The organism is Streptomyces purpurogeneiscleroticus, assembly GCF_020024005.1.
In the GTDB taxonomy this organism is placed as follows: domain Bacteria; phylum Actinomycetota; class Actinomycetes; order Streptomycetales; family Streptomycetaceae; genus Streptomyces; species Streptomyces purpurogeneiscleroticus.
This window is the reverse complement of sequence record NZ_NHSG01000312.1, coordinates 1-21,145: the sequence shown is the minus strand read 5'-3', so window position 1 is coordinate 21,145 and position 21,145 is coordinate 1. Positions and strand designations below refer to the sequence as shown.

Below are 21,145 nucleotides of genomic sequence, written 5' to 3'. Positions count from 1 at the left end.
TGTCTTCGTCATCTTTGCCGTCTTCCCCGTCTTCGCCATCGACGGCATCCAGGCCATCCATGCCATCCACGGCGGCCCCCACCTCCCAGCCTCATGTGACGCAGGCGACACTTGCGAAACCTTGACGCCACACCCGTGTAATCGATTACGTAGCCCCACTGCAGTGCGAGTAATCGATTACATGCGACAGAACTGGATCAGAGCGGGAGGGCGAGGGCGCCATGGCGAACATCAAGGACGTGGCCGAGCGGGCCGGCGTCTCCGTGGCCACCGTCTCCCGCGTACTCAATGGCCTCTCGCCCGTCGCGGCCACCCGCGACCGCGTGCTCGCCGCCGTCGCCGAGCTCGGCTACCGGCCCAACAACGTCGCCCGCGCCCTGCGCACCGCCCGCACCGGCGCGCTCGGCCTGCTGATCGGCGACCTCACCAACCCGTTCTTCACCGAGCTCGCCGACGCCGTGGAGGTCGAGGCCCGCAGCCTCGGCTACAGCCTGGTCATCGGCAACGCCGGCGAGAGCCCGCAGCAGCAGGACGACCACATCCGTACGCTCATCGACCGGCGGATCGACGGCCTGCTGGTCAGCTCGGCCGGTACCGGTTCGCCCGTACTGCGCGAGGTCGCCGCGGCCGGTACCCCGCTGGTCCTGCTCGACCGCGCCGTCGACGGGCTCGACGTGCCCTGCGTACGGGCCGACGGCCGGGCGGCGCTCGCCGACCTCGCCGCGCACTTCGCCGCGCTCGGCCGCCGCCGCCCCGCGATCATCGTCGCGCCGGCCGGCACCCGCACCGGCGCCGACCGGCTGCGGTTCTTCCGTGAGGCGCTGCGCCCGTACGGCATCGAGCTGCCCGACGAGCGGGTCGGCGCCACGCCCGACCTCCAGCACACCGGCGGCCGCCGGGTCATGCGCGGCTTCCTGGACCTCCCCGAGCCGCCGGACGCGGTGCTCGCCACGGACAACCTGATGGCGCTCGGCGCGATGGACGAGATCCGGGCGCGCGGCCTGCGCGTACCGGACGACGTGGCGCTGGTGGTCTACGACGACGTGCCGTGGTTCCGGCACACCGACCCGCCGCTGACCGCCATCGCGCAGCCCACCCGCGAGCTGGGCCGGGCCGCCGTGCACACCCTGCTGGAGCGGATCGAGGGCAGGCCCGCCGAGTCCGTACTGCTCCCGGCCCGCCTCGTACCGCGCCACTCCTGCGGCGAACCGGCACCGGCGCACGAGGCCCGCGCGCCGGAGCCGGTCGACGCACCCCGCGCGCCGGTACCGGCGGACGAACGCCACGAACCGGTACCGGAGCACGCGCCCCACGCCCCGCAGCCGGCGGACGACCCCCGCACCACCGACGACAGCGATACCGACACCGACAGCCACAGCCACAGCCATAGCCACAGCGACACCGATACCCACAACGAGAGGGGCAGCGCATGACCGGCGTCAATGACGACGTGCCGGGCGGCCGCGAACTGCTGCGTGTGGAGGGGGTGACGAAGTCGTTCCCCGGTGTGCGCGCCCTGGACGGTGTGGACATGAGCCTGCGCGCCGGCGAGGTGCATGTACTCCTCGGCGAGAACGGCGCGGGCAAGAGCACCCTGATCAAGATGCTCTCCGGCGCGCACCGCCCGGATACGGGGCGCATCGTGGTCGGCGGCGACGAAGTCGCCATCCGCTCGGCCCAGGACGCCGAACGGCTCGGCATCGCCACCATCTACCAGGAGTTCAACCTCGTCCCCGGTCTCACCGTCGCCGAGAACATCTTCCTCGGCCGGCAGCCGCGCACCGCGCTCGGCCTGGTCGACAGGAAGACCATGCGGGCCCGCGCCGCCGAACTGCTGAAGCGGGTACGGCTGGACGTCTCCCCGAACACGCCCGTCGCCGAACTGGGCATCGCCCGGCTCCAGATGGTCGAAATCGCCAAGGCGCTGAGTCTCGAAGCGCGAATACTGATCATGGATGAGCCCACCGCCGTCCTCACCTCCGAGGAGGTGGAAACGCTCTTCGGGCTCGTCCGCGAGCTGCGCGAGTCCGGCGTCGGCATCATCTTCATCACCCACCACCTGGACGAGATCGGCGCGCTCGGCGACCGGGTCACCGTGCTGCGCGACGGCCGGTCCGTCGACGAGGTGCCCGCGTCCACCGACGAGGACGAGCTGATCCGCCTCATGGTCGGCCGGGACATCGCCGAGCAGTACCCGCGGCAGCGCCCCGAGGAGCCGGGCGCGCCCCTGCTGCGGGTGCGCGGGCTGTCCCGTAACGGGCCCAAGGGCCTGCCGGTGTTCCAGGACGTCGGCTTCGAGGTGCGGGCCGGGGAGGTCGTCGGCCTCGCCGGGCTGGTGGGCGCGGGCCGTACCGAGGTCGCCCGGGCGATCTTCGGGGTGGACGCCTACGATGCCGGCACGGTCGAGATCGACGGTACGGAGCTGGCCCGCGGCGATGTGCGTGCCGCCATGCGGGCCGGGCTCGGGCTGGTACCCGAGGACCGCAAGGGCCAGGGCCTGGTACTGGACGCCTCGCTGCAGGACAACCTCACCCTCGCCCGGCTGGACCGGGACACCCGCGGCGGCCTGGTGGACCGCGGTGCGCAGCGGCGCGAAGCGGCACGCGTGGCAGGCCAGTTGAAGGTACGGATGAGCGGGCTCGGGCAGAGCGCCCGCACCCTCTCCGGCGGCAACCAGCAGAAGATCGTCATCGGCAAGTGGCTGCTGACCGACACCCGGCTGCTGATCCTCGACGAGCCGACGCGCGGCATCGACGTCGGCGCGAAGGTCGAGATCTACCAGCTGATCAACGAACTGACGGCGTCCGGCCGGGCCGTCCTGATGATCTCCAGCGACCTGCCCGAGGTGCTCGGCATGAGCGACCGGGTGCTGGTGATGTCCCAGGGCCGGCTGGCCGGCGAACTGCCGGCGGCCGAGGCCACCCAGGACGCGGTGATGGAGCTGGCGCTCCAGGCAGCGCCGGACGACACGACGAACCATGACGAGAGCGCGATGGAGGGCTCCGATGTCCGCTGAGGTGAAGACGGGAGCCGCCGCCGAGGCGGTGGGTGAGGCGCCGGACCGGGAAGGTTTCGGGCCGTGGTTCTCCCGCGCGGTGCTGCGGAACGGGCCGCTGGGCGGCCTGATCGCGCTGGTCGTGGTGATGGCGGTGCTGTCCAGGGACTTCCTGAACGGGCAGAACCTCCTCAACGTCGGCGTCCAGGCGTCGGTCACCGCGATCCTGGCCTTCGGCGTCACCTTCGTGATCGTCTCGGCCGGCATCGACCTGTCCGTCGGCTCGGTCGCGGCCCTCTCGGCGACGGTCGTGGCCTGGGCGGCCACCACCGAGGGCCTGCCGGTGATCGTCGCCGTACTGCTCGGGCTGGTGGTCGGCGCGGCGGCGGGCCTGCTGTCCGGCGCGCTCGTCGCGTACGGCAAGCTGCCCGCCTTCATCGCCACCCTCGCGATGCTGTCCGTCGGCCGCGGCCTCGCGCTGGTGATATCCGGCGGCTCGCCGATCGCGTTCCCCGCCTCGGTCAGCAAGCTCGGTGACACGCTCGGCGGCTGGCTGCCGGTGCCCGTCCTCGTCATGATCGTGATGGGGCTGATCGCGGCGCTGGTACTGGCCCGTACGTACACAGGCCGCGCGATGTTCGCCATCGGCGGCAACGAGGAGGCCGCCCGGCTCTCCGGTATCAACGTCAAGCAGCGCAAGCTCGTCATCTACGCGCTGTCCGGGCTGTTCGCCGCCGTCGCGGGCATCGTCCTCGCGGCGCGGCTCACCTCCGCCCAGCCGCAGGCCGCCACCGGTTACGAACTGGACGCCATCGCGGCCGTCGTCATCGGCGGCGCCAGCCTCTCCGGCGGCTCCGGCAAGGCGTCCGGCACGCTCATCGGCGCGCTGATCCTCGCGGTGCTGCGCAACGGCCTGAACCTGCTGAGCGTCTCCGCGTTCTGGCAGCAGGTCGCCACCGGCCTGGTCATCGCCCTCGCGGTCCTGCTGGACACGCTGCGGCGGCGGAGCGCGCGGTGAGGGGGCGTGCGGAGAAGGGGCACGCCGTGAAGGGGCTTGCGATGAGCCGGCGTACGGGAGCGCTCGGGGTGGTGGGCGCCGTACTGGCCGCCCTCGCCCTCAGTGGCTGCGACCGCGGCGGGAACACCGACCTCGGCCTCGCCCTGTCCACCATGAACAACCCGTTCTTCGTGGGCATCAAGGAAGGCGCGCAGGCCGAGGCCGAGGCGCGCGGGCTGAAGATCAACATCACCGACGCGCAGAACGACCCCACCCAGCAGATCAACCAGCTGGAAACGTTCACCAGCCAGAACGTCAAGGCCGCGATCATCAACCCGGTCGACTCCGACGCCGCCGTACCGGCCGTCGGCGTCGCCAACCGCGCCGACGTCCCCGTGATCTCCCTGGACCGCGGCGTGAACGGCGGAAAGGTCGGCTCGACCATCGCCTCCGACAATGTCGCGGGCGGCCGGCTCGCCGCGAAGACGCTCGCCGAATCGCTCGGCGGCAAGGGCAAGGTGGCGTTCCTCGAAGGCCAGCCGGGCACCTCGGCGGCGCGCGAGCGCGGCCAGGGCTTCGAGGAGGGCATCAAGAAGTACCCCGGTATCCAGGTCGTCGCGCGGCAGCCCGCCGACTTCGATCGCACCAAGGGCATGGACGTGATGTCCAATATGCTCCAGGCGCACCGCGACATCGCCGGTGTCTTCGCCGCCAACGACGAGATGGCGCTCGGCGCGTCGAAGGCGCTCGGTGCGAAGTCCGGCAAGGACGTGCGGGTCGTGGGCTTCGACGGCACGCCGGACGGCATCAAGGCGGTACGGGATGGGACGCTGACGGCGACCGTCGCGCAGCAGCCGAAGCTGCTCGGCAAGCAGGCCGTGGACTGGGCCCTGAAGGCCGCCCGGCACCAGCCGCTGCCGAAGCAGGTGAAGGTGCCGGTGGTACTGGTGACCGAGAAGAACGCGGCGCGGTACGACGGATGACCGTGGTGCGGTGCGAGGAGTGACCGCGGTGCGGCACGAGGAGTGACCGCGGTGCGGCACGAGGAGTGACCGCGGCGCGGTGCGAGGAATGACCGTGGTGCGGCACGACGGACGGCCGCGGCGAGGTGCGACGGACGGCCGCGGGGCGGCACGACGGACGGCCGCGGCGACGGCAGTAGGACACCGGGCGGTGGCACACCGCCGTCCGGCAGTGAACGAAGAATGGAAACGGCGGACGTGGACGCACACAACGACGACCACAGCGACGGCTACGACTACGACGTGCTGGTGGTGGGCTCGGCCAATGCCGACCTGACGGTCCGGGTGGACCGGCGGCCGGACGCGGGCGAGACCGTGCTCGGTACGGACCTGGTCGAGTCGGCGGGCGGCAAGGGCGCCAACCAGGCCGCCGCCGCTGCCCGGCTCGGCGGCCGGGTCGCGCTGCTGGCGCGGATCGGCGGGGACGCGTACGGCGAGCTGCTGCTGAACGCCCAGCGCGCGGCCGGTACCGATGTACGGCACGTCATCGCCGACCCGGAGGCCCGCACCGGCACCGCGATGATCATCGTCGGTGCGGACGGCGACAACAGCATCGTCGTCTCGCTCGGCGCTAACGCGGCGCTCGGCCCGGAGGACATCGCCGCGGCCCGTGAGGTGATCGCGGGCGCCGCCGTGGTCTCCCTCCAGCTGGAGATCCCGATCGAGTCCGTGGAGGCCACGGCCGCCGTGGCACGCGAGGCCGGCACCCGTGTCGTCCTCAACCCGTCACCGGCGCCCGAGAGCCTGTCCTCGGAGCTGATCGCCGCCGCCGATCCGCTGGTGGTCAACGAGCACGAGGCGCGCCGGATCTCCGGCGCGGCGGACGGCGGCCCGGCGGACTGGGCCCGCGCACTGCGCGAACTCGGCGCCCGCTCGGTCGTCGTCACGCTCGGCGGCGACGGTGCGTACGTCCTGGACGCGGACGGGGAAGCGGCTGTACCGGGCGTGAAGGTGACGGCCGTGGACACCACGGGGGCGGGCGACGCCTTTACCGGTGCCCTTGCCACCCGCCTCGCTCGCGGCGAGTCCTTGGCCACGGCTGCGCGCTACGCGGTGCGGGTGGGGGCCGCGGCGGTCACCAAGCCTGGGGCTCAGCCGTCTTATCCGACGCCGGACGAACTGCCGGAGGGCTGAGGCGCGGGCAGGCACGGTCACGCGGCCGCTGGTCAGGGGCTCAGCTCCTTCGGGCCGTACAGGCTGTGCCTTGCGCCGGATATCAGGGACCAGTAGCGGTCGCCGTATGACCAGTGCCACCACTCCGTGGGGTAGTTGACCAGGCCCGCGCCGGTGAGGGCCGTGCTCAGGATGCGGCGGTTGGCGCGGGCCTCGGCGGTCAGCCCCGGCGCGTGCGTGTAGCAGGCGCCGTTGCTTTCCTCCGGGCTCGCGTTGAGGGGTGAGCCCATGTGCAGTTCCTCGCCGCCGGCCGTGACGAGCAGCAGGTCCACCGCGCCGCCCGTGCTGTGCGGGGCGATCTCCGGCGGGGACACATACCGGCTGGCAGCGTGCCGTATCCGCGCGGGCGGCCACTCCGGGTGCGCGGCCCGCAGCTCGTCGGCGTACTCCTCGAAGTACCGGCGCTGCAGGGCCGGCGGGCGGTACCCCTCCACCAGCTGCAGCCGCAGGCCGCCGGGGAGCGACTCCTGGGCGCGCAGCAGTCGCTCCAGCACACCCGCCCGCAGGTGCGCGAAGGTACCCGGCGCGTCCTGCCGTATCCCGGAGACCGGCAGCTCCGGCGCTGCCGTCCGTACGTCGAGCAGCGGCTCGCCGCACTCCACGACCGGCACGGCCGCCACCGCCGGGTCGGACATCAGCGTGATCCGCTCCCGTACGTCGGCGAGCACGAGGCCCGCCTCGGCGCCCGCGTCCGCGAGGCGGCCGGTTTCCGGCGACCATGCGCCGCTCAGTCCGCAGCCGATGCCCGGGCTGCCCGGGCCCAGGTAATTGGCGAGCACCACGTGCAGGCCGTGCTCCCGGGCGGCCGTGGCGTACCCCTCGGTCCGCTCCGCCGAGTCGTGGAACGTGCTCGCCAGCAGCACCCCGCAGCCGTCCGCCGCGGCCCGCTCCCAGACCTCCGGATGCGCGGTGTCGTAGCACGTGGCCAGGGCGATGCGGAGGCCGCCGAAGGTGCACCGGCCGTCCGCGCGGCCCGGCGCGAAGACCGCCTTCTCCGGGCCGTGCAGATGGCGCTTGTCGTAGCGGGTCAGCAGCGTGCCGTCCGGGCCGTAGACGTACGACGTGAGCGCGAGCGCGCCGTCCGCCGAGGGGGCGGGGCAGTTGACCACCGCGGCCGTGCCCGTCGTCCGGCACGCGGCGGCGACCGGCGCGAGGACCGGGTCGTCCGCGGCATACGCGAAGCGCTCCGGAGCCACGGCTATCGCATCCAGCTCGTACCCCGTCAGGGCCAGTTCGGCGAAGACGACGAGACCGGCACCGCGCTCGGCGGCCTCGGTGACCAGGCCGGCCATCCGCGCCGCGTTGGCGGCCGCGTCGAGCGGGACGGGGGCGAACTGCGCTGCTGCGAGGATCATTTGGCCATCATGCACCCGGGCACTGACAATCGGCCGCGACCGCCGTCCGCAGCAGGTCCCGTAGCTGTCCGACGATGGCCAGGCGGTTGTGGACGAAGGTCGGGTCGGTGATCGTGCCGGTTTTCGGGTCGGTGTTGGTGGGGGCGAATTCCAGTACCGGGGTGTGCAGATGGCCGCCCGGCAGGGACGGGTCCACCGCGTCGCGCAGCAGCGTCGCCCGGTAGGCGATCTCGTTGGAGAGGTAGTCGCCGCCACCGCCCGCGCGGGCCGTGGAGCCCGGGGTCGGGCCGTCCGGGCGCTTCACCGGCTCGGTGCCGCCCGCCGGGATCTCGGTGACCTCCGTGTTGTCGCGCACCGGGTACGGTCCGGTCGCGTCGCCCGTGAGCGCCTCGTAGGGCAGCGTCGTGTGCGTCCACTGGGGCTGCGGGCGGACCGTCGGCACGCCGCTCGGGATGGGCACCGTCTCCGTGCGGGACTCCCGGGCGTTGTCCGGGTAGCCGCCGCGCCAGGCCCCGTTGGTGCGCTCGACATCGAAGCGGCCGGGGCGGCCCTGGCTCACGGTGGTGAAGAGATCGACCTGGCGCGGCCCCGGGCGGAAGTGCGGCAGCAGGGTGCGTTCCACGGTTCCCGCGGCGAAGTCCGACCAGCGGACCGGGAAGACCGCCGTCTCGACCCGTACGGCCCGCCCCGAGGACGTACGCAGCGTCGTCCCGTCCAGTGCGAGCGCCGACGCGCCCGAGGGGTTGCTGCGGCGCGGGTCGGCGTCCAGTTGGAACGGGTCGAAGCCCGTCACCAGGACGCGTATGACGCCCCGCCCCGGGGGCAGGTCGATCGAGTTCTCACCCCGGGACGCACGTTCCAGCGCCCCGTACAGCGCCGCGCGCCGCTCGTCGGACAGCCCGAAGGACGGCTGCCACTCGTGCAGCGCCCGGGTCATCTCCAGCCGCGCCCAGTACAGCGGCCGGTCGTCGTCCCGGCTGAGATCGCCGCCCGCCGGGCCGCGCCCCTGGACCCGGTCCACGGCCCGCTCCCACAAAGCACGCCCGGCCCGTTCGACGTACCGTTTCGCCGCCCCCTCCGAGCGCGTCGCGGCCAGCCCCCGGGCGAACTCCGGGCCCACGTCGTCGAAACCGCTGCGGCGCAGGATCTCCCGCGGCGCCGCCAGCGACAGCCGCTGCTCCTCCACGGCGACCGGGGACCGCTCCGCGTCCGCCGCCCGGTCGCGGGCGGCCGCCGGAGCGGTCAGGGCCAGGGGGAGCGCGGCGGTCAGCGCCGCTCCGAGAGCGAGGAGCCTGGTACGTATGCGTCTCATGGGGCGAGTAAAGCGGGAGGGGCCCCTGTGCCGGTAGAGGGCAGTCGCCGAGGCCGGCCGCCACGCAAGCCGAGGCCGGCGGCCACACAACCCGGGGGGACCGGCCGCCCGGCCCCTACTCCGCCCCGAACCCGTACACCGTTTGCGACCGGAACACCTCGCCCGGCCGCAGCACCGTGCCGGGGAAGTCCGGGCGGTTCGGGGAGTCGGGGAAGTGCTGGGTCTCCAGGGCGATTCCGCCGCCCGCCAGGAGGGGGCGGCCCGTGTTGCCCGTCAGCGAACCGTCCAAGTGCTCGGCCGTGTAGAGCTGTACGCCCGGTTCGGTGGTCGACAGGCGCAGGACGCGCCCGGAGGCGGGGTCGCTCAGCTCGGCCACCGGGCGCGGTGCCGGGGCCCGGTCCTCGGGGGCGCCGATCGTCCCGGAACCGTCGCCGACCACGAACGTGTGGTCGTACCCGCGGCCCACGATCCGGCGCACCCGGAAGTCGAAGCGGGTGCCGGCGACGGGGGCCGGGGCGCCGGCCGGGATGCCGGTCGCGTCGACCGGGAGAAAGTGATCGGCCGCCATCCGCAGCCGGTGCGTCTCCGCGCCGCCGCTGCCGTCGCCGCTGAGGTCGAAGTACGAGTGGTTGGTGAGGTTCAGGACGGTCGGCGCGTCCGTGGTGGCGAGGTAGTCGCAGGCCAGCTCGCCGGTCGCGGAGAGGGTGTACCGGACGCGGACGTCCAGCGCCCCGGGGAAGCCCTCCTCGCCGTCCCTACTGGTGCGCCGCAGCTCCACCCCTCCTGGGCACGGCGCGGCGTCCCACAGGGCCGTGGAGAAGTTCGCGACGCCGCCGTGCAGGCAGTTCGGGCCGGCGTTGGAGGGCAGCGCGTGTCGCTGCCCTCCGAGGGTGAACGCGGCGCCCCCGATACGGCCCGCGTACCGGCCGACCAGCGCCCCGAAGTACGACTCGCCGTGCGCCTCGTACCCGGCCACGTCCGGGAAGCCGAGCGCGATCTCGCCGCGCGTGCCGTGCCGGTCGGGTGTCTCGATACTCTGCACGATGCCGCCGTACGTCAGGATCCGTACTCGGACTGCGCCTGCTTCGAGTGTCCAGCGGTGGACGATACTGCCGTTTTTCAAGGTGCCGAAGGGCTCTTCGGCGACGTGGGTCGTGCTCATGCCGGCGAGCCTATGCCCGCGCGCCCCGAAGGCGGCGCGCGGTCAGCCGCGCCTTTCGGGGCGGGTGACGGTGCGGTAGGCCATCCCGGCCAATTCCCGCTGACCGCGCTTGCTCGGGTGGAACCAGTCCCACTCGCTCAACTCCCTGCCGGTGAAGCGGTAGTCGAAAACCGCCTGGTCGAAGCGGCAGCGGCGGTCCTGCTCGCACACCTCGCGCAGCGCCGTGTTGTAGGCCACCACCCGGTCCCGCACGCCCGCCCTGCGGTCACTGGCGGCGCGTGAGACGTCGTCCGCGCCGTGCAGCATCGACTGGCAGATCCCGAGCTTCCACACCTGCTTGCCCACCGGGTTCCGGCGGCCCTGCGACCACAGCCGCATCAGGTCGGGCACCGCGGCGACGTAGACCTGCGTACGGGGCAGCGCCCGGCGCAGCTTCTTCAAGGACGTCCGGAAACCGGCGCGGAATTCAGCCGTGGGTGTCATGGCGGAGGCGTTGTTCCGGCAGGCGTCGTTGGCGCCGATCAGGATCGTGACAAGTTGGGGTTTGTGCGGAATCGCTCGGTCGATCTGGCGGGGCAGATCGCTCATGAGCGCTCCGGTGCGGGCGTAGTTCCAGGCGTGTCCGGACGGGTCCGACAGGAGGCGTTCGGCCAGGCTGCGGACGGCCGGATCCGTGCCCGTGGCCCACGAGGCGGCGGAGCAGTCGGCCAGCAGCCCGCAGGCGTCGAAGCCGGCTGTTATCGAGTCACCCAGCGCGGCCACCGAATCCGGACGGGTGTCCCAAACCGGTGGGGGAGCCGGGTGCGGACGGGCGGATTCCGTGCGGCCGCGCGAGGCCGGGGAGTTGTCGCCGCTGTCGCCGGAACCGCAGGCAGGCACGGTGAGGAGCAGGGCTGCGGCGAGCGCCGCGGGCACCGTGACCGACCGCCGGCGGGGGCGTCCGGCGGCCCAGTTGATCTTTGCCATCCCCTGTCCCCCTCCGACGTGCGAGTGATATCTCTTCCGTGAGCGACGGTACGTCACTCCTCGGCGGTCACAGCGCGATAGCTTTGCCCCGTGGCCGTCGGGCGGCGACCTGGAGGAGTAGCGCACTCCCGTACGAACAAATTACAACACGTCATTTCCTGTCCCTTTTGTGGCGAATTGAGCCCCATGGTGTTTACTGTAGGTAACCTTGCGTGCTGGTGCCGAAGTGATCATTGGGGCAGAATGTCAGCAGCTGTCCCGGCCGCGACCGGAACGGGCACGAGGCCGCTGGGGAAGGCGAACCTCGAACCGTACTGGAGGTCCCGGTGACGACACGTGGAGTTCTGTACGTCCACTCCGCTCCGCGCGCGCTGTGCCCGCACGTCGAATGGGCCGTCGCGGGCGTCCTCGGCGTGCGCGTCAATCTCGACTGGATCCGGCAGCCCGCCTCGCCCGGCACCTGGCGCGCGGAGTTCTCCTGGCAGGGCGAATCCGGCACCGCCTCCAAACTCGCCTCCGCGCTGCGCGGCTGGCACCTGCTCCGCTTCGAGGTGACCGCCGAACCGTGCGCGGCCGCCGAGGGGGAGCGCTACAGCTCCACGCCCGACCTGGGCATCTTCCACGCCGTCACGGGCATCCACGGTGACATCCTGATCCCCGAGGACCGGCTGCGGGCCGCTGTGGCCCGCTCCGCGCGCGGCGAGACCGATCTGGCGGCCGAGGTCGCCCGGCTCCTCGGGAAGCCCTGGGACGACGAGTTGGAGCCCTTCCGGTACGCGGGCGAGGGCGCCCCGGTCCGCTGGCTGCACCAGGTCGTGTGAGGGCGCGGCGCGTTTGTCTTCGAGTTCACTCGAAGCCGTAGCGTGCCGTTCATGGCTGACAAGACCTCAGTGGCCGTGCTCGGCACGGGAATCATGGGCGCCGCGATGGCCCGTAACCTCGCGCGCGCCGGCCTCGACGTCCGCGTATGGAACCGCACCCGCGCCAAGGCCGAACCGCTGGCCGCCGACGGCGCGCGGGTGGCCGACACCGCCGCCGCCGCGGTGGACGGCGCGGACATCCTGCTCACGATGGTGCACGACGGGCCCGCCGCGCTGGACGCGGTCCGGGACGCCGAGCCCGCGCTGCGCCCCGGGCAGCTGTGGCTGCAGATGAGCACGGTCGGCCCCCAGGCGCTGCCACCGCTCGTCCAGTTCGCGACCGCACACGGCCTGACCTTCGTCGACGCCCCGGTCCTCGGTACCAAGCAGCCCGCCGAGAATGGGGCCCTGACCGTCCTCGCGGCCGGGCCGCAGGACGTACGGGAGGCCGCCGAGGAGGTCTTCGGGATCGTCGGGCAGCGCACGCTGTGGGCCGGTGAGGACGGCGCGAGCGGCGCCGGCAGCCGCCTCAAGCTCGTCGCCAACAGCTGGGTGCTGACGATCGTCAACGGCGCGGGCGAGGCGCTGGCACTCGCCGAGGGCCTGGGCGTGGACCCGCGCGACTTCCTGGACGCGGTGGCCGGCGGCCCCCTCGACGTGCCGTACCTGCAGATGAAGTCCCAGCTGATCCTCTCCGGCGACTACCCGGCGAGCTTCACGGTCTCCGCGGCCCGCAAGGACGCGGCCCTGATCGCGGCGGCCGCGGACGACGCCGGCGTACGGATGGACCTCGCCGCGGCGGCCGCCGAACGCTTCCGCAGGGCGGAGGCGGCGGGCCACGGCGACAAGGACGGCGCCGCCGCCTATTACGCGAGCTTCGAGAAGTGAGAACGTGACGAGGCCCGCCCCGGATCACCGGGGCGGGCCTCGTCACGTACTTACAGCAGGCGTCAGACCGTGCGGAAGGCGAGTACCACGTTGTGGCCGCCGAAGCCGAACGAGTTGTTGACCGCCGCGATGGTGCCCTCCGGCAGCTTCCGGGGCTCGTCGCGGACGATGTCCGCGTCGACCTCGTCGTCGAGGTTCTCGACGTTGATGGTCGGCGGGGCCTGGCGGTGGTGCAGCGCGAGGACCGTCGCGACGGTCTCGACACCGCCCGCGCCGCCCAGCAGGTGGCCGGTCATCGACTTGGTACCGGAGATCGCGATGTGGTCCACGTCGTCGCCCAGCACCCGGCGCAGCGCCTTGATCTCGGCGATGTCGCCCTGCGGGGTGGACGTGGCGTGCGCGTTGAGGTGCACCAGCTCGGCCGGCTTGAGGTCGGTGGCGTCCAGCAGGTTCTGCACGGCCGCCGCGATGCCCCGGCCGGTCGGCTCGGGCTGCGCGATGTGGTGGCTGTCCGCGGACAGACCCTGGCCCAGCACCTCGCAGTACACCTTGGCGCCGCGCTTGGCCGCGTGCTCCGCCGACTCCAGGATCACCACGCCCGCACCCTCGCCGAGGACGAAGCCGTCCCGGGCGGTGTCGTACGGACGGGACGCCTTCTGCGGCTCGTCGTTGTTCTTCGACATCGCCATCATGTTCGCGAAGGCGACGATCGGCAGCGGGTGGATCGCCGCCTCGGTGCCGCCCGCGACGACCACGTCGGCACGGCCGGTACGGATCATCTCGACGGCGTACCCGATGGCCTCGGCGCCGGAGGCGCAGGCGCTCACGGGGGTGTGCACGCCCGCCTGCGCGCCGACCTCCAGGCCGACGTTGGCGGACGGGCCGTTGGGCATGAGCATCGGCACGGTGTGCGGGGAGACGCGGCGTACGCCCTTCTCCTTGAGCACGTCGTACTGGTCGAGCAGGGTGGTCACGCCGCCGATACCGGAGGCGATCACGGTGCCCAGACGGTCCGGGTCGATCAGGGCCGAGCCGTCCTCGGCGGTGTCCTCGCCGGCCGGGCCGGTGTAACCGGCGTCGGCCCACGCCTCACGCGCCGCGATCAGCGCGAACTGCGCGGAGCGGTCGAGCTTGCGGGCGACGGGGCGCGGCAGGACCTCTTCCGGCTCCACGGCCGCGGTGGCGGCCATCCGGACGGGCAGGTCGGCAAAGCGTTCGTCGTCCAGGGGTCGCACGCCGGAACGGCCCGCCATCAGACCTTCCCAGGTCGAAGCGGAGTCGCCACCCAGCGGTGTGGTTGCGCCGATACCGGTGACGACCACGGTGCGATTGGTCGCGTTCACGGGAATTCTTGTCTCCACAGGTAGAGGGGTCGAGAATCGACGGCGCCACCGCGGGGTGGCGACATGCTCCGAGCTGGTCAGCTCTGGTGGTCGAGGATGTACTTGGTGGCGTCGCCGACCGTCTTGAGGTTCTTGACGTCGTCGTCGGGGATCTTGACGTCGAAGCGCTCCTCGGCGGCGACGACGACCTCGACCATGGACAGCGAGTCGACGTCCAGGTCATCGGTGAAGGACTTGTCCAGCTTGACGTCCTCAACGGGGATCCCGGCGATCTCGTTCACGATTTCGGCGAGACCGGCGACGATCTCTTCCTGAGTGGCGGCCATGTTGGCGCTCCTTCGGTGTTTTTCGAGTGAAACTGTGCGTTGCGGTGAAGTTCCAGTACAGCCGCCGGATCGTCCGGAGACGTCGGTGCTGCGTAGATCTTGCCTAGGGGAGAGTAACGACCGTCGCGGCGTACACGAGACCCGCCCCGAACCCGATGACGAGCGCGGTGTCGCCGCTCTTGGCCTGACCGGTCGCCAGCAGCCGCTCCATCGCGAGCGGAATCGAGGCGGCCGAGGTGTTGCCGGTGGTCTCGATGTCACGGGCGACCGTGACCGATTCGGGCAGCTTGAGCGTCTTCACCATCGAGTCGATGATCCGCATGTTGGCCTGATGCGGGATGAAGACGTCCAGGTCCTCCGGGCTGACGCCGGCCACGTCCAGCGCCTCCTGGGCGACCTTGGCCATCTCGAAGACCGCCCAGCGGAAGACGGCCTGGCCCTCCTGGGTGATCGCCGGGTAGCGGATCTCCTCCAGGGCGAGCTGGTCGGCCGGACCGTTGCCGCCGGGCACCGGGGTGCGGCGGTAGACGTCCCAGCTCAGGGTCTGCTTGATGGTCTCGGACTTGTCGCCCTCCGAGCCCCACACCGTCGGGCCGATGGCCGGCTCCTGCGCGGGGCCCACGACCACGGCACCGGCGCCGTCACCGAAGAGGAAGGCCGTCGCGCGGTCCTCCAGGTCGGTCAGGTCCGAGAGCCGCTCCACGCCGATGACCAGCACGTACTCCGCCGAGCCATCGGTGACCATGCCCTTGGCCAGGGTCAGGCCGTAACCGAAGCCCGCGCAGCCCGCCGAGATATCGAACGCGGCCGGCTTGCCCGCCCCTATCCGGTGCGCGATCTCCGTCGCGACCGCCGGGGTCTGCTTGAAGTGCGAGACCGTCGAGACGATCACGCCGCCGATCTGCTCCGGCGTGATACCGGCGTCGGCGATCGCCTTGCCCGCGGCCTCGACCGACATCGCCGCGACGGTCTCCTCGGGACCGGCCCAGTGGCGCGTGGCGATGCCCGAGCGCGACCGGATCCACTCGTCGGACGAGTCGATGTGCTTGAGGATCTCCTCGTTCGGCACGACATTGACGGGGCGGTAGCCGCCCACGCCCATGATGCGTGCGTACGGGGCGCCCTGCGCGGGCTTGATCTTCGAGGTCATGCTCTTCGGTCTCCTTATCCGGCCGAGTTCTCGGCAGCGGGAGAAGCGTGCTCGGCGATCAGCTCGCGGGCCGCGTCGAGGTCCTCGGGCGTCTTCAGCGCGAGGGTCTGCACGCCGGGCAGCGCGCGCTTGGCGAGGCCCACCAGGGTCCCGCCAGGAGCCGCCTCGATCATCGCGGTGACGCCCAGTTCCTTGAAGGTCTCCATGCACAGGTCCCAGCGGACCGGGTTGGCCACCTGGCCCACCAGCCGCTGCACGACCTCCTGGCCGCCGGTGACGACCTGGCCGTCCTTGTTCGAGACGTACCGGGTGTGCGGAGCGGCGGGGGACAGCTCGGCCACCGCGGACTCCAGCGTCGAGACCGCCGGGGCCATGTGCACCGTGTGGAACGCGCCGGCCACCTTCAGCGGGACGACCCGCCGGGTGCCCTCCGGCTTGTCCTCGGCGAGCGCCGCCAGCTGCGCGGCGGTGCCGGCGGCCACGATCTGGCCCGCGCCGTTCACGTTCGCCGGGGTCAGGCCCAGCTTCTCCAGATGCGGCAGAACCGTCTCCGGCTCGCCGCCCAGCAGGGCGGACATGCCGGTCTCGGTGACGGCCGCGGCCTCGGCCATGGCCAGGCCGCGCTTGCGTACGAGACCCATGGCCTCGGCCTCGGAAAGCACACCGGTCAGCGCGGCGGCGGCGAGCTCGCCGACGCTGTGGCCGGCGGCGGCGGCTACCGAGCGGGGGATGTCCTCCGCCATGGCGAAGAGCTGCCGCGCGGAGATCAGAGCGGAGGCGACCAGCAGCGGCTGGGCCACGGCGGTGTCGCGGATCTCCTCCGCGTCCGCGTTCGTGCCGTAGTGGATCAGGTCCAGGTCGATGGCGGCCGACCACTCACGGAGCCGGTCTTCGACACCGGGGAGGTCGAGCCAGGGAGTCAGGAAGCCGGGCGTCTGAGCGCCTTGGCCGGGAGCGACGAGTACGAGCACTCTCACACTCTCTCTTGTGGGAGGTCCCGCCCGCCCGTGGGGACAGGGACGAAGAACCATCGGGGTAATTGTGGGTGTCCGACAAAAGCTTAGGGCTGCGCCTCACCGTCGGCCAGACGCCCCAGGATGAGGGCGATACGCAAGGTGAACGCCGAACGGACATCGGACGGCGACCATCCGGTGACGTCGGTCACACGTCGGAGCCGGTAGCGCACGGTGTTGGGGTGGACGAAGAGCATCCGCGCCGCCCCCTCCAGGCTGCTCGCCTGTTCCAGATAGACGCTCAGCGTTTCGAGGAGGGCACTGCCTGCTTCCTCCAGTGGTCTGTAGATCTCCTCCACCAGCTGATCGCGTGCTGCCGGGTCGCCGGCCATCGCGCGCTCCGGCAGGAGATCGTCCGCCAGTACCGGCCGCGGCGCGTCCGGCCACGCCGCGCACGCCTTCAGGCCCGCCGCCGCTGCCTGCGCCGACCGCGTCGCCGCCAGCAGGTCCGAGACCACCGGGCCCGCCACCACGGGACCCGCGGCGAACGGCCCGATCAGCGCCTTTGCCGCCTTCAGCGGCTCGTCCGAACCGCCCGCGATCACCACCAGCCGGGTCCCGAGCACACCCGTCAGCACCTGCAGCTTCGCGTGCCGCGCCGCGCGCCGGATCGCCTCGACCGTCAGCTCGCTGTCCCCGTCCGGGGCCGTACCGAGCACCACCGCGACATGCTCCGGAGAGTTCCAGCCCAGCGCCGCGGCCCGGGACACCGCGCCCTCGTCCGCCTCACCGGACAGCACGGCGTTGACGACCAGCGACTCCAGCCGCGCGTCCCAGGCGCCCCGGGCCTCCGCGGCCTGCGCGTAGACCTGCGCGGTCGCGAAGGCGATCTCCCGCGCGTACACCAGGAGCGCCTCGCGCAGCACCGACTCGTCACCCGGAGCGGCGACATCGTCGATCGCCGTCTCCATGACCTCGATCGTGGTGCGGACCATCTCCACGGTCTGCCGCAGCGTGATCGCCCGGGTCAGCTCGCGCGGCGCCGTACCGAAAACGTCGGTGGAGATCGCCTGCGGGGTCTCCGGATGCCGGAACCACTCGGTGAAGGCCGCGATGCCCGCCTGCGCCACCAGACCGATCCACGACCGGTTCTCCGGGGGCATCGCCCGGTACCACGGCAGTGTCTCGTCCATGCGGGCGATGGCATGGGCCGCGAGCTTGCCGGAGGACTTCTCCAGGCGGCGCAGGGTCGCGGAGTGCGGGTGGGCGTCGTGCGATGCGGGTTCAGACACGGGGACAAGCCTGCCTCATCGGGGCGGGGTGATGGCGCGGTGGGGCTACGGTGGCTGAATGCTGTGTTGCCCTGGGGGTGCTGCGGACGCCGGCGGCGGAGCCGCGGGCCGGACCCCCGGCCGGGGCCCCGACCGGGGCCGGTCGGCTTGGATCAGGAAAGGTGGACACGGGTGATCGAGGTACGGAGAAGTGACGAGCGGTACCGGGGCGGGGACGCGGACGCCGGCATCGACACGCGGCACGCCTTCTCCTTCGGACCGCACTACGACCCCGACAACATCCGCTTCGGTGCGATGATCGCCTGCAACGAGGAGAGCCTGGCACCGGGCAGCGGCTTCGACGAACACCCGCACAGCAACACCGAGATCATCACCTGGGTCGTCGAGGGCGAACTGACCCACCGCGACACCACCGGACACGAGACGCTCGTACGGCCCGGCGACGTCCAGCGGCTCAGCTCCGCCGCCGGCGTACGGCACGTCGAACGCAACGACTCCGACGGGCCGCTGCGCTTCGTTCAGATGTGGCTGGCCCCCACGGCCCCCGGAGGCGAGCCCGACTACGACGTGGTGCGCGGCATCGCCGACGGCACCCCGTACGCCGTGCCGCGCGCCGACGCGCTGCTGCACGTACGGCGGCTCGCCGCGGGTGACCGTACGGCCGTACCGGACGGCGCGCGGATCTACGTGCATGTCGTACGCGGCGCGGTGCGCCTCGGCGACGCGCTCACCGACGGCGGCCCGGCGCTCCTGGAGGCGGGCGACGCGGCGCGCGTCACCGACGCCAAGGAGCTGGAGCTGACCGCGGAGTCGGCGGCTGAGCTCCTGATGTGGGAGATGCGGGAGGAGCCGACGTACGGCTGAGGTGTGTGCCCCGGTCTCAGGCCGCCCGCAGCTCCGCCAGTACCGCGTCCGTGAAGGGCGGCCACGCCTCGATCGCCCACGGCCCGAACGCGCGGTCCGCGAGCGCGGCGCAGGCGGCGCCCGCGTCCGGGTCCACCCACAGGAACGTTCCGGCCTGCCCGAAGTGCCCGAACGTACGCGGCGAGGACCCGGCACCCGTCCAGTGCGGCGTCTTCCCGTCCCGGATCTCGAAGCCCAGCCCCCAGTCGTTCGGCTTCTGGTTGCCGTACCCCGGCAGCACCCCCGACAGCCCCGGGAAGACCACCGACGTCGCCGCGTCCAGCGTCTCGCGCGCCAGCAGCCGCGGCGCCAGCAGCTCCGCGCCGAAGCGCGCCAGGTCGGCGGCGGTCGACACGCCGTCCTTGGCCGGCGAACCGCCCTCCGGCAGCTCCGTCGCCGTCATGCCCAGCGGATCGAGCACGGCCTCCTTCAAGTACTGCGGGAAGGGGATGTCCGTGGCCTTCGTGAGGTGCTCACCCAGTGCCTCGAAACCGGCATTGGAGTAGATCCGCCGCGTACCGGGCGCGGCCATCACCCGGTCCTCGTCGAACGCCAGCCCGGAGGTGTGCGCGAGCAGATGCCGTACCGTGGCGCCGTCCGGCCCCGCCGGCTCGTCCAGCTCCACCGCGCCTTCCTCCACCGCGAGCAGCGCCGCGTACGCGGCCAGCGGCTTGGTCACGGAGGCCAGCGCGAAGCGGTGCTCCTGCGGCCCGTGCGCACCGGCCACCGTGCCGTCGGCTCGTACGACGACCGCCGCAGCAGTGGGCACCGGCCAGTTCTCGATCATCCGCAGGCTCTCCATGGCGCCCAGCGTAACTTCCTCAAGATTGCGCCAAGTCTTCGCTTGCTTGGAGTGCACTCCAGCTCATTAGCGTTGTCAGCGTCGTGAGCGAAACGGCGAAGGGGAGAGACGGCATGACGGTCATGGAAAGCGCTCCGGTCACGGCCCCGGCGAAGCCGCGCAACTGCGCCGGCCTGCGGGGCGGTCCACGACGGCCGGACGGCCAGGACCGCTACACGATCAGCGAGGTCGTCGGCCTCACCGGGCTCAGCGCCCACACCCTGCGCTGGTACGAACGCATCGGCCTGATGCCGCACGTCGACCGCACCCACACCGGGCAGCGCCGCTTCACCAACCGCGACCTGGACTGGCTGGACCTGGTGGGCAAGCTGCGGCTGACCGGCATGCCGGTCGCCGACATGGTCCGCTACGCCGAACTGGTCCGCGAGGGCCCGGCGACCTTCACCGCACGGGAACGGCTCCTCACGGCACACCGCGAGGATGTCCGGCAGCGGATCGCCGAACTGCGCGACACGCTGGACGTTCTCGACTACAAGATCGACCTGTACGCCGACGCCCGACGGGCCTCGGAGAGGGAGCTGGAACATGGCTGAGAAGATCGCGTCGGTCGAGCTGGGCAACGGAGGACCGCGCGTCGGCGTCCAGGGCCTCGGCTGCATGGGCATGAGCTGGGCGTACGGTCCCGGCTCCGACGCCGCCCAGACGCGCGGGACGCTGGAGCGCGCGCTCGAACTGGGCGTCACGCTGTACGACACCGCCGACGTCTACGGCGCCGGCGAGAACGAGAAGCTCATCGCGCCCTTCATCCAGGCGCACCGCGACGAGGTCGTGCTGGCCACCAAGTTCGCGATCATCACCGACCCGTCCGACCCGTACAAGCGCGGCATCCGCAACGACCGCCCGTACATCCGGCAGGCCATCGAGGCGAGCCTGGAGCGGCTCGGCGTCGAGACGATCGACCTGTACTACATGCACCGCCGCGACGTGCACGTGCCCATCGAGGAGACGGTCGGCGCGATGGCCGAGCTGATCACCGAGGGCAAGGTCAAGCACTTGGGGCTGAGCGAGGTCACGGGCGAGGAGCTGCGCGCCGCGCACGCCGTGCACCCGATCGCGGCCGTGCAGTCGGAGTGGTCGCTGTTCAGCCGGGACGTCGAAGCGGGCGTGGTGCCGGCCGCAGCCGAGCTGGGCGTCGGCTTCGTGCCGTACTCGCCGCTCGGCCGCGGCTTCCTGACCGGCTCGTTCGTCAGCGCCGACAAGGAACTGACCGAGGACGACTTCCGCCGCACGCAGCCGCGTTTCACCGGCGACAACGCGGCCGCCAACGCCGAACTGCTCGCACCCGTACGGGAGATCGCCGAGGCGCGCGGTGTGACGCCGGGGCAGGTCGCGCTGGCGTGGGTGCAGCAGCAGGCCGAACTCCGCGGCCTCGCCGTGGTCCCGATCCCCGGCACCCGTCGCGCCGCCCGCGTCACGGAGAACACCGCGGCGACCTTCCTCCGCCTCACCGCCGAAGAACTGTCCCGGCTGGACCCGATCGCGTCCCGAGTGGCGGGCGACCGCTACGCCGACATGGCGTTCACGTCGGCTGGACGGGAGTGACGGCCAGGGGCTGAGGAACCGGGGGCTGAGGTTTGGGAGCGGGG

18 protein-coding genes and 1 pseudogene are annotated in these 21,145 nt (G+C 72.2%); 9 read left to right on the top strand and 10 right to left on the bottom strand.

Annotated features, from left to right (window positions below; all coding sequences use genetic code 11):
- The first annotated feature begins 221 nt into the window (after positions 1-221).
- From CCS38_RS20190 to CCS38_RS20170, 4 genes and pseudogenes are all read left to right on the top strand, one after another.
- Positions 222-1,433, top strand: a complete 1,212-nt coding sequence (locus CCS38_RS20190; RefSeq protein WP_223734707.1) for a LacI family DNA-binding transcriptional regulator — start codon at positions 222-224, stop codon at positions 1,431-1,433.
- A complete protein-coding gene (locus CCS38_RS20185; RefSeq protein WP_223734706.1) occupies positions 1,430-3,016 on the top strand; it encodes a sugar ABC transporter ATP-binding protein in 1,587 nt (528 codons plus the stop codon). Before CCS38_RS20190 ends, CCS38_RS20185 begins: the two co-directional genes overlap by 4 nt.
- Positions 3,006-4,975: pseudogene (locus CCS38_RS35735) on the top strand (ABC transporter permease/substrate-binding protein). The gene CCS38_RS20185 and the pseudogene CCS38_RS35735 overlap by 11 nt, the downstream one beginning before the upstream one ends.
- Positions 4,976-5,212: 237 nt before the next feature.
- Positions 5,213-6,148, top strand: coding sequence for a ribokinase (locus CCS38_RS20170; RefSeq protein ID WP_223734703.1), 936 nt, complete (start codon positions 5,213-5,215; stop codon positions 6,146-6,148).
- A 32-nt stretch (positions 6,149-6,180) separates the two neighbouring features.
- On the opposite strand, the gene CCS38_RS20165 is transcribed toward CCS38_RS20170, so the two are convergent.
- The 4 genes from CCS38_RS20165 to CCS38_RS20150 form a co-directional block, all read right to left on the bottom strand.
- The gene (locus tag CCS38_RS20165) at positions 6,181-7,542 is read right to left on the bottom strand and encodes a nitrilase-related carbon-nitrogen hydrolase (RefSeq protein ID WP_223734702.1); all 1,362 of its coding nucleotides are present in this window, start codon (positions 7,540-7,542) and stop codon (positions 6,181-6,183) included.
- 7 nt (positions 7,543-7,549) lie between these two features.
- The gene (locus tag CCS38_RS20160; protein ID WP_223734701.1) at positions 7,550-8,854 is read right to left on the bottom strand and encodes a pyroglutamyl-peptidase I; all 1,305 of its coding nucleotides are present in this window, start codon (positions 8,852-8,854) and stop codon (positions 7,550-7,552) included.
- A 115-nt stretch (positions 8,855-8,969) separates the two neighbouring features.
- Positions 8,970-10,016, bottom strand: coding sequence for an aldose epimerase family protein (locus CCS38_RS20155; RefSeq protein WP_223734700.1), 1,047 nt, complete (start codon positions 10,014-10,016; stop codon positions 8,970-8,972).
- A 42-nt stretch (positions 10,017-10,058) separates the two neighbouring features.
- A complete protein-coding gene (locus CCS38_RS20150) occupies positions 10,059-10,982 on the bottom strand; it encodes an SGNH/GDSL hydrolase family protein (protein WP_223734699.1) in 924 nt (307 codons plus the stop codon).
- A 326-nt stretch (positions 10,983-11,308) separates the two neighbouring features.
- On the opposite strand from CCS38_RS20150, the gene CCS38_RS20145 reads away from it, so the two are divergent.
- Both CCS38_RS20145 and CCS38_RS20140 read left to right on the top strand, forming a co-directional pair.
- Positions 11,309-11,803 (top strand): DUF3145 domain-containing protein, encoded by a 495-nt coding sequence (locus CCS38_RS20145; RefSeq protein ID WP_031055108.1) that lies wholly within the window; start codon positions 11,309-11,311, stop codon positions 11,801-11,803.
- A gap of 51 nt (positions 11,804-11,854) precedes the next feature.
- Positions 11,855-12,730, top strand: a complete 876-nt coding sequence (locus CCS38_RS20140) for an NAD(P)-dependent oxidoreductase (RefSeq protein ID WP_223734698.1) — start codon at positions 11,855-11,857, stop codon at positions 12,728-12,730.
- 62 nt (positions 12,731-12,792) lie between these two features.
- Here CCS38_RS20140 and CCS38_RS20135 read toward each other — a convergent pair whose 3' ends face one another.
- The 5 genes from CCS38_RS20135 to CCS38_RS20115 form a co-directional block, all read right to left on the bottom strand.
- A complete protein-coding gene (locus CCS38_RS20135) occupies positions 12,793-14,073 on the bottom strand; it encodes a beta-ketoacyl-[acyl-carrier-protein] synthase family protein (RefSeq protein ID WP_223734697.1) in 1,281 nt (426 codons plus the stop codon).
- A gap of 77 nt (positions 14,074-14,150) precedes the next feature.
- Positions 14,151-14,399 (bottom strand): acyl carrier protein, encoded by a 249-nt coding sequence (locus CCS38_RS20130; RefSeq protein ID WP_223734696.1) that lies wholly within the window; start codon positions 14,397-14,399, stop codon positions 14,151-14,153.
- A 103-nt stretch (positions 14,400-14,502) separates the two neighbouring features.
- Positions 14,503-15,549 carry a ketoacyl-ACP synthase III gene (locus CCS38_RS20125; RefSeq protein WP_223734695.1) on the bottom strand — a complete coding sequence of 349 codons (1,047 nt, stop codon included), beginning with the start codon at positions 15,547-15,549 and terminating at the stop codon, positions 14,503-14,505.
- A gap of 14 nt (positions 15,550-15,563) precedes the next feature.
- A complete protein-coding gene (locus tag CCS38_RS20120; RefSeq protein WP_223734694.1) occupies positions 15,564-16,520 on the bottom strand; it encodes an ACP S-malonyltransferase in 957 nt (318 codons plus the stop codon).
- Positions 16,521-16,609: 89 nt separating this feature from the next.
- Positions 16,610-17,794 carry a PucR family transcriptional regulator gene (locus CCS38_RS20115; RefSeq protein ID WP_030249149.1) on the bottom strand — a complete coding sequence of 395 codons (1,185 nt, stop codon included), beginning with the start codon at positions 17,792-17,794 and terminating at the stop codon, positions 16,610-16,612.
- Positions 17,795-17,965: 171 nt separating this feature from the next.
- Here CCS38_RS20115 and CCS38_RS20110 point away from each other — a divergent pair, with 171 nt between their 5' ends.
- Positions 17,966-18,658, top strand: coding sequence for a pirin family protein (locus tag CCS38_RS20110; protein ID WP_223734693.1), 693 nt, complete (start codon positions 17,966-17,968; stop codon positions 18,656-18,658).
- Positions 18,659-18,674: 16 nt separating this feature from the next.
- On the opposite strand, the gene CCS38_RS20105 is transcribed toward CCS38_RS20110, so the two are convergent.
- On the bottom strand, positions 18,675-19,499 hold the full coding sequence (locus CCS38_RS20105) for a serine hydrolase domain-containing protein (protein ID WP_223734692.1): 825 nt from the start codon (positions 19,497-19,499) through the stop codon (positions 18,675-18,677).
- Between the two features lie 113 nt (positions 19,500-19,612).
- Here CCS38_RS20105 and CCS38_RS20100 point away from each other — a divergent pair, with 113 nt between their 5' ends.
- Complete coding sequence (locus CCS38_RS20100; RefSeq protein WP_223734691.1) at positions 19,613-20,092, top strand: MerR family transcriptional regulator; 480 nt, start codon at positions 19,613-19,615, stop codon at positions 20,090-20,092.
- On the top strand, positions 20,085-21,101 hold the full coding sequence (locus CCS38_RS20095; RefSeq protein ID WP_223734690.1) for an aldo/keto reductase: 1,017 nt from the start codon (positions 20,085-20,087) through the stop codon (positions 21,099-21,101). Before CCS38_RS20100 ends, CCS38_RS20095 begins: the two co-directional genes overlap by 8 nt.
- Positions 21,102-21,145 lie beyond the last annotated feature (44 nt).

Bases quoted from the DNA above. Each gene is read 5' to 3' on its own strand.
- CCS38_RS20190 (WP_223734707.1), top strand. From the start codon at position 222: ATGGCGAACATCAAGGACGTGGCCGAGCGGGCCGGCGTCTCCGTGGCC.
- CCS38_RS20185 (WP_223734706.1), top strand. From the start codon at position 1,430: ATGACCGGCGTCAATGACGACGTGCCGGGCGGCCGCGAACTGCTGCGT.
- CCS38_RS20165 (WP_223734702.1), bottom strand. From the start codon at position 7,542: ATGATCCTCGCAGCAGCGCAGTTCGCCCCCGTCCCGCTCGACGCGGCC.
- CCS38_RS20160 (WP_223734701.1), bottom strand. From the start codon at position 8,854: ATGAGACGCATACGTACCAGGCTCCTCGCTCTCGGAGCGGCGCTGACC.
- CCS38_RS20155 (WP_223734700.1), bottom strand. From the start codon at position 10,016: ATGAGCACGACCCACGTCGCCGAAGAGCCCTTCGGCACCTTGAAAAAC.
- CCS38_RS20150 (WP_223734699.1), bottom strand. From the start codon at position 10,982: ATGGCAAAGATCAACTGGGCCGCCGGACGCCCCCGCCGGCGGTCGGTC.
- CCS38_RS20140 (WP_223734698.1), top strand. From the start codon at position 11,855: ATGGCTGACAAGACCTCAGTGGCCGTGCTCGGCACGGGAATCATGGGC.
- CCS38_RS20130 (WP_223734696.1), bottom strand. From the start codon at position 14,399: ATGGCCGCCACTCAGGAAGAGATCGTCGCCGGTCTCGCCGAAATCGTG.
- CCS38_RS20125 (WP_223734695.1), bottom strand. From the start codon at position 15,549: ATGACCTCGAAGATCAAGCCCGCGCAGGGCGCCCCGTACGCACGCATC.
- CCS38_RS20105 (WP_223734692.1), bottom strand. From the start codon at position 19,499: ATGGAGAGCCTGCGGATGATCGAGAACTGGCCGGTGCCCACTGCTGCG.
- CCS38_RS20100 (WP_223734691.1), top strand. From the start codon at position 19,613: ATGACGGTCATGGAAAGCGCTCCGGTCACGGCCCCGGCGAAGCCGCGC.
- CCS38_RS20095 (WP_223734690.1), top strand. From the start codon at position 20,085: ATGGCTGAGAAGATCGCGTCGGTCGAGCTGGGCAACGGAGGACCGCGC.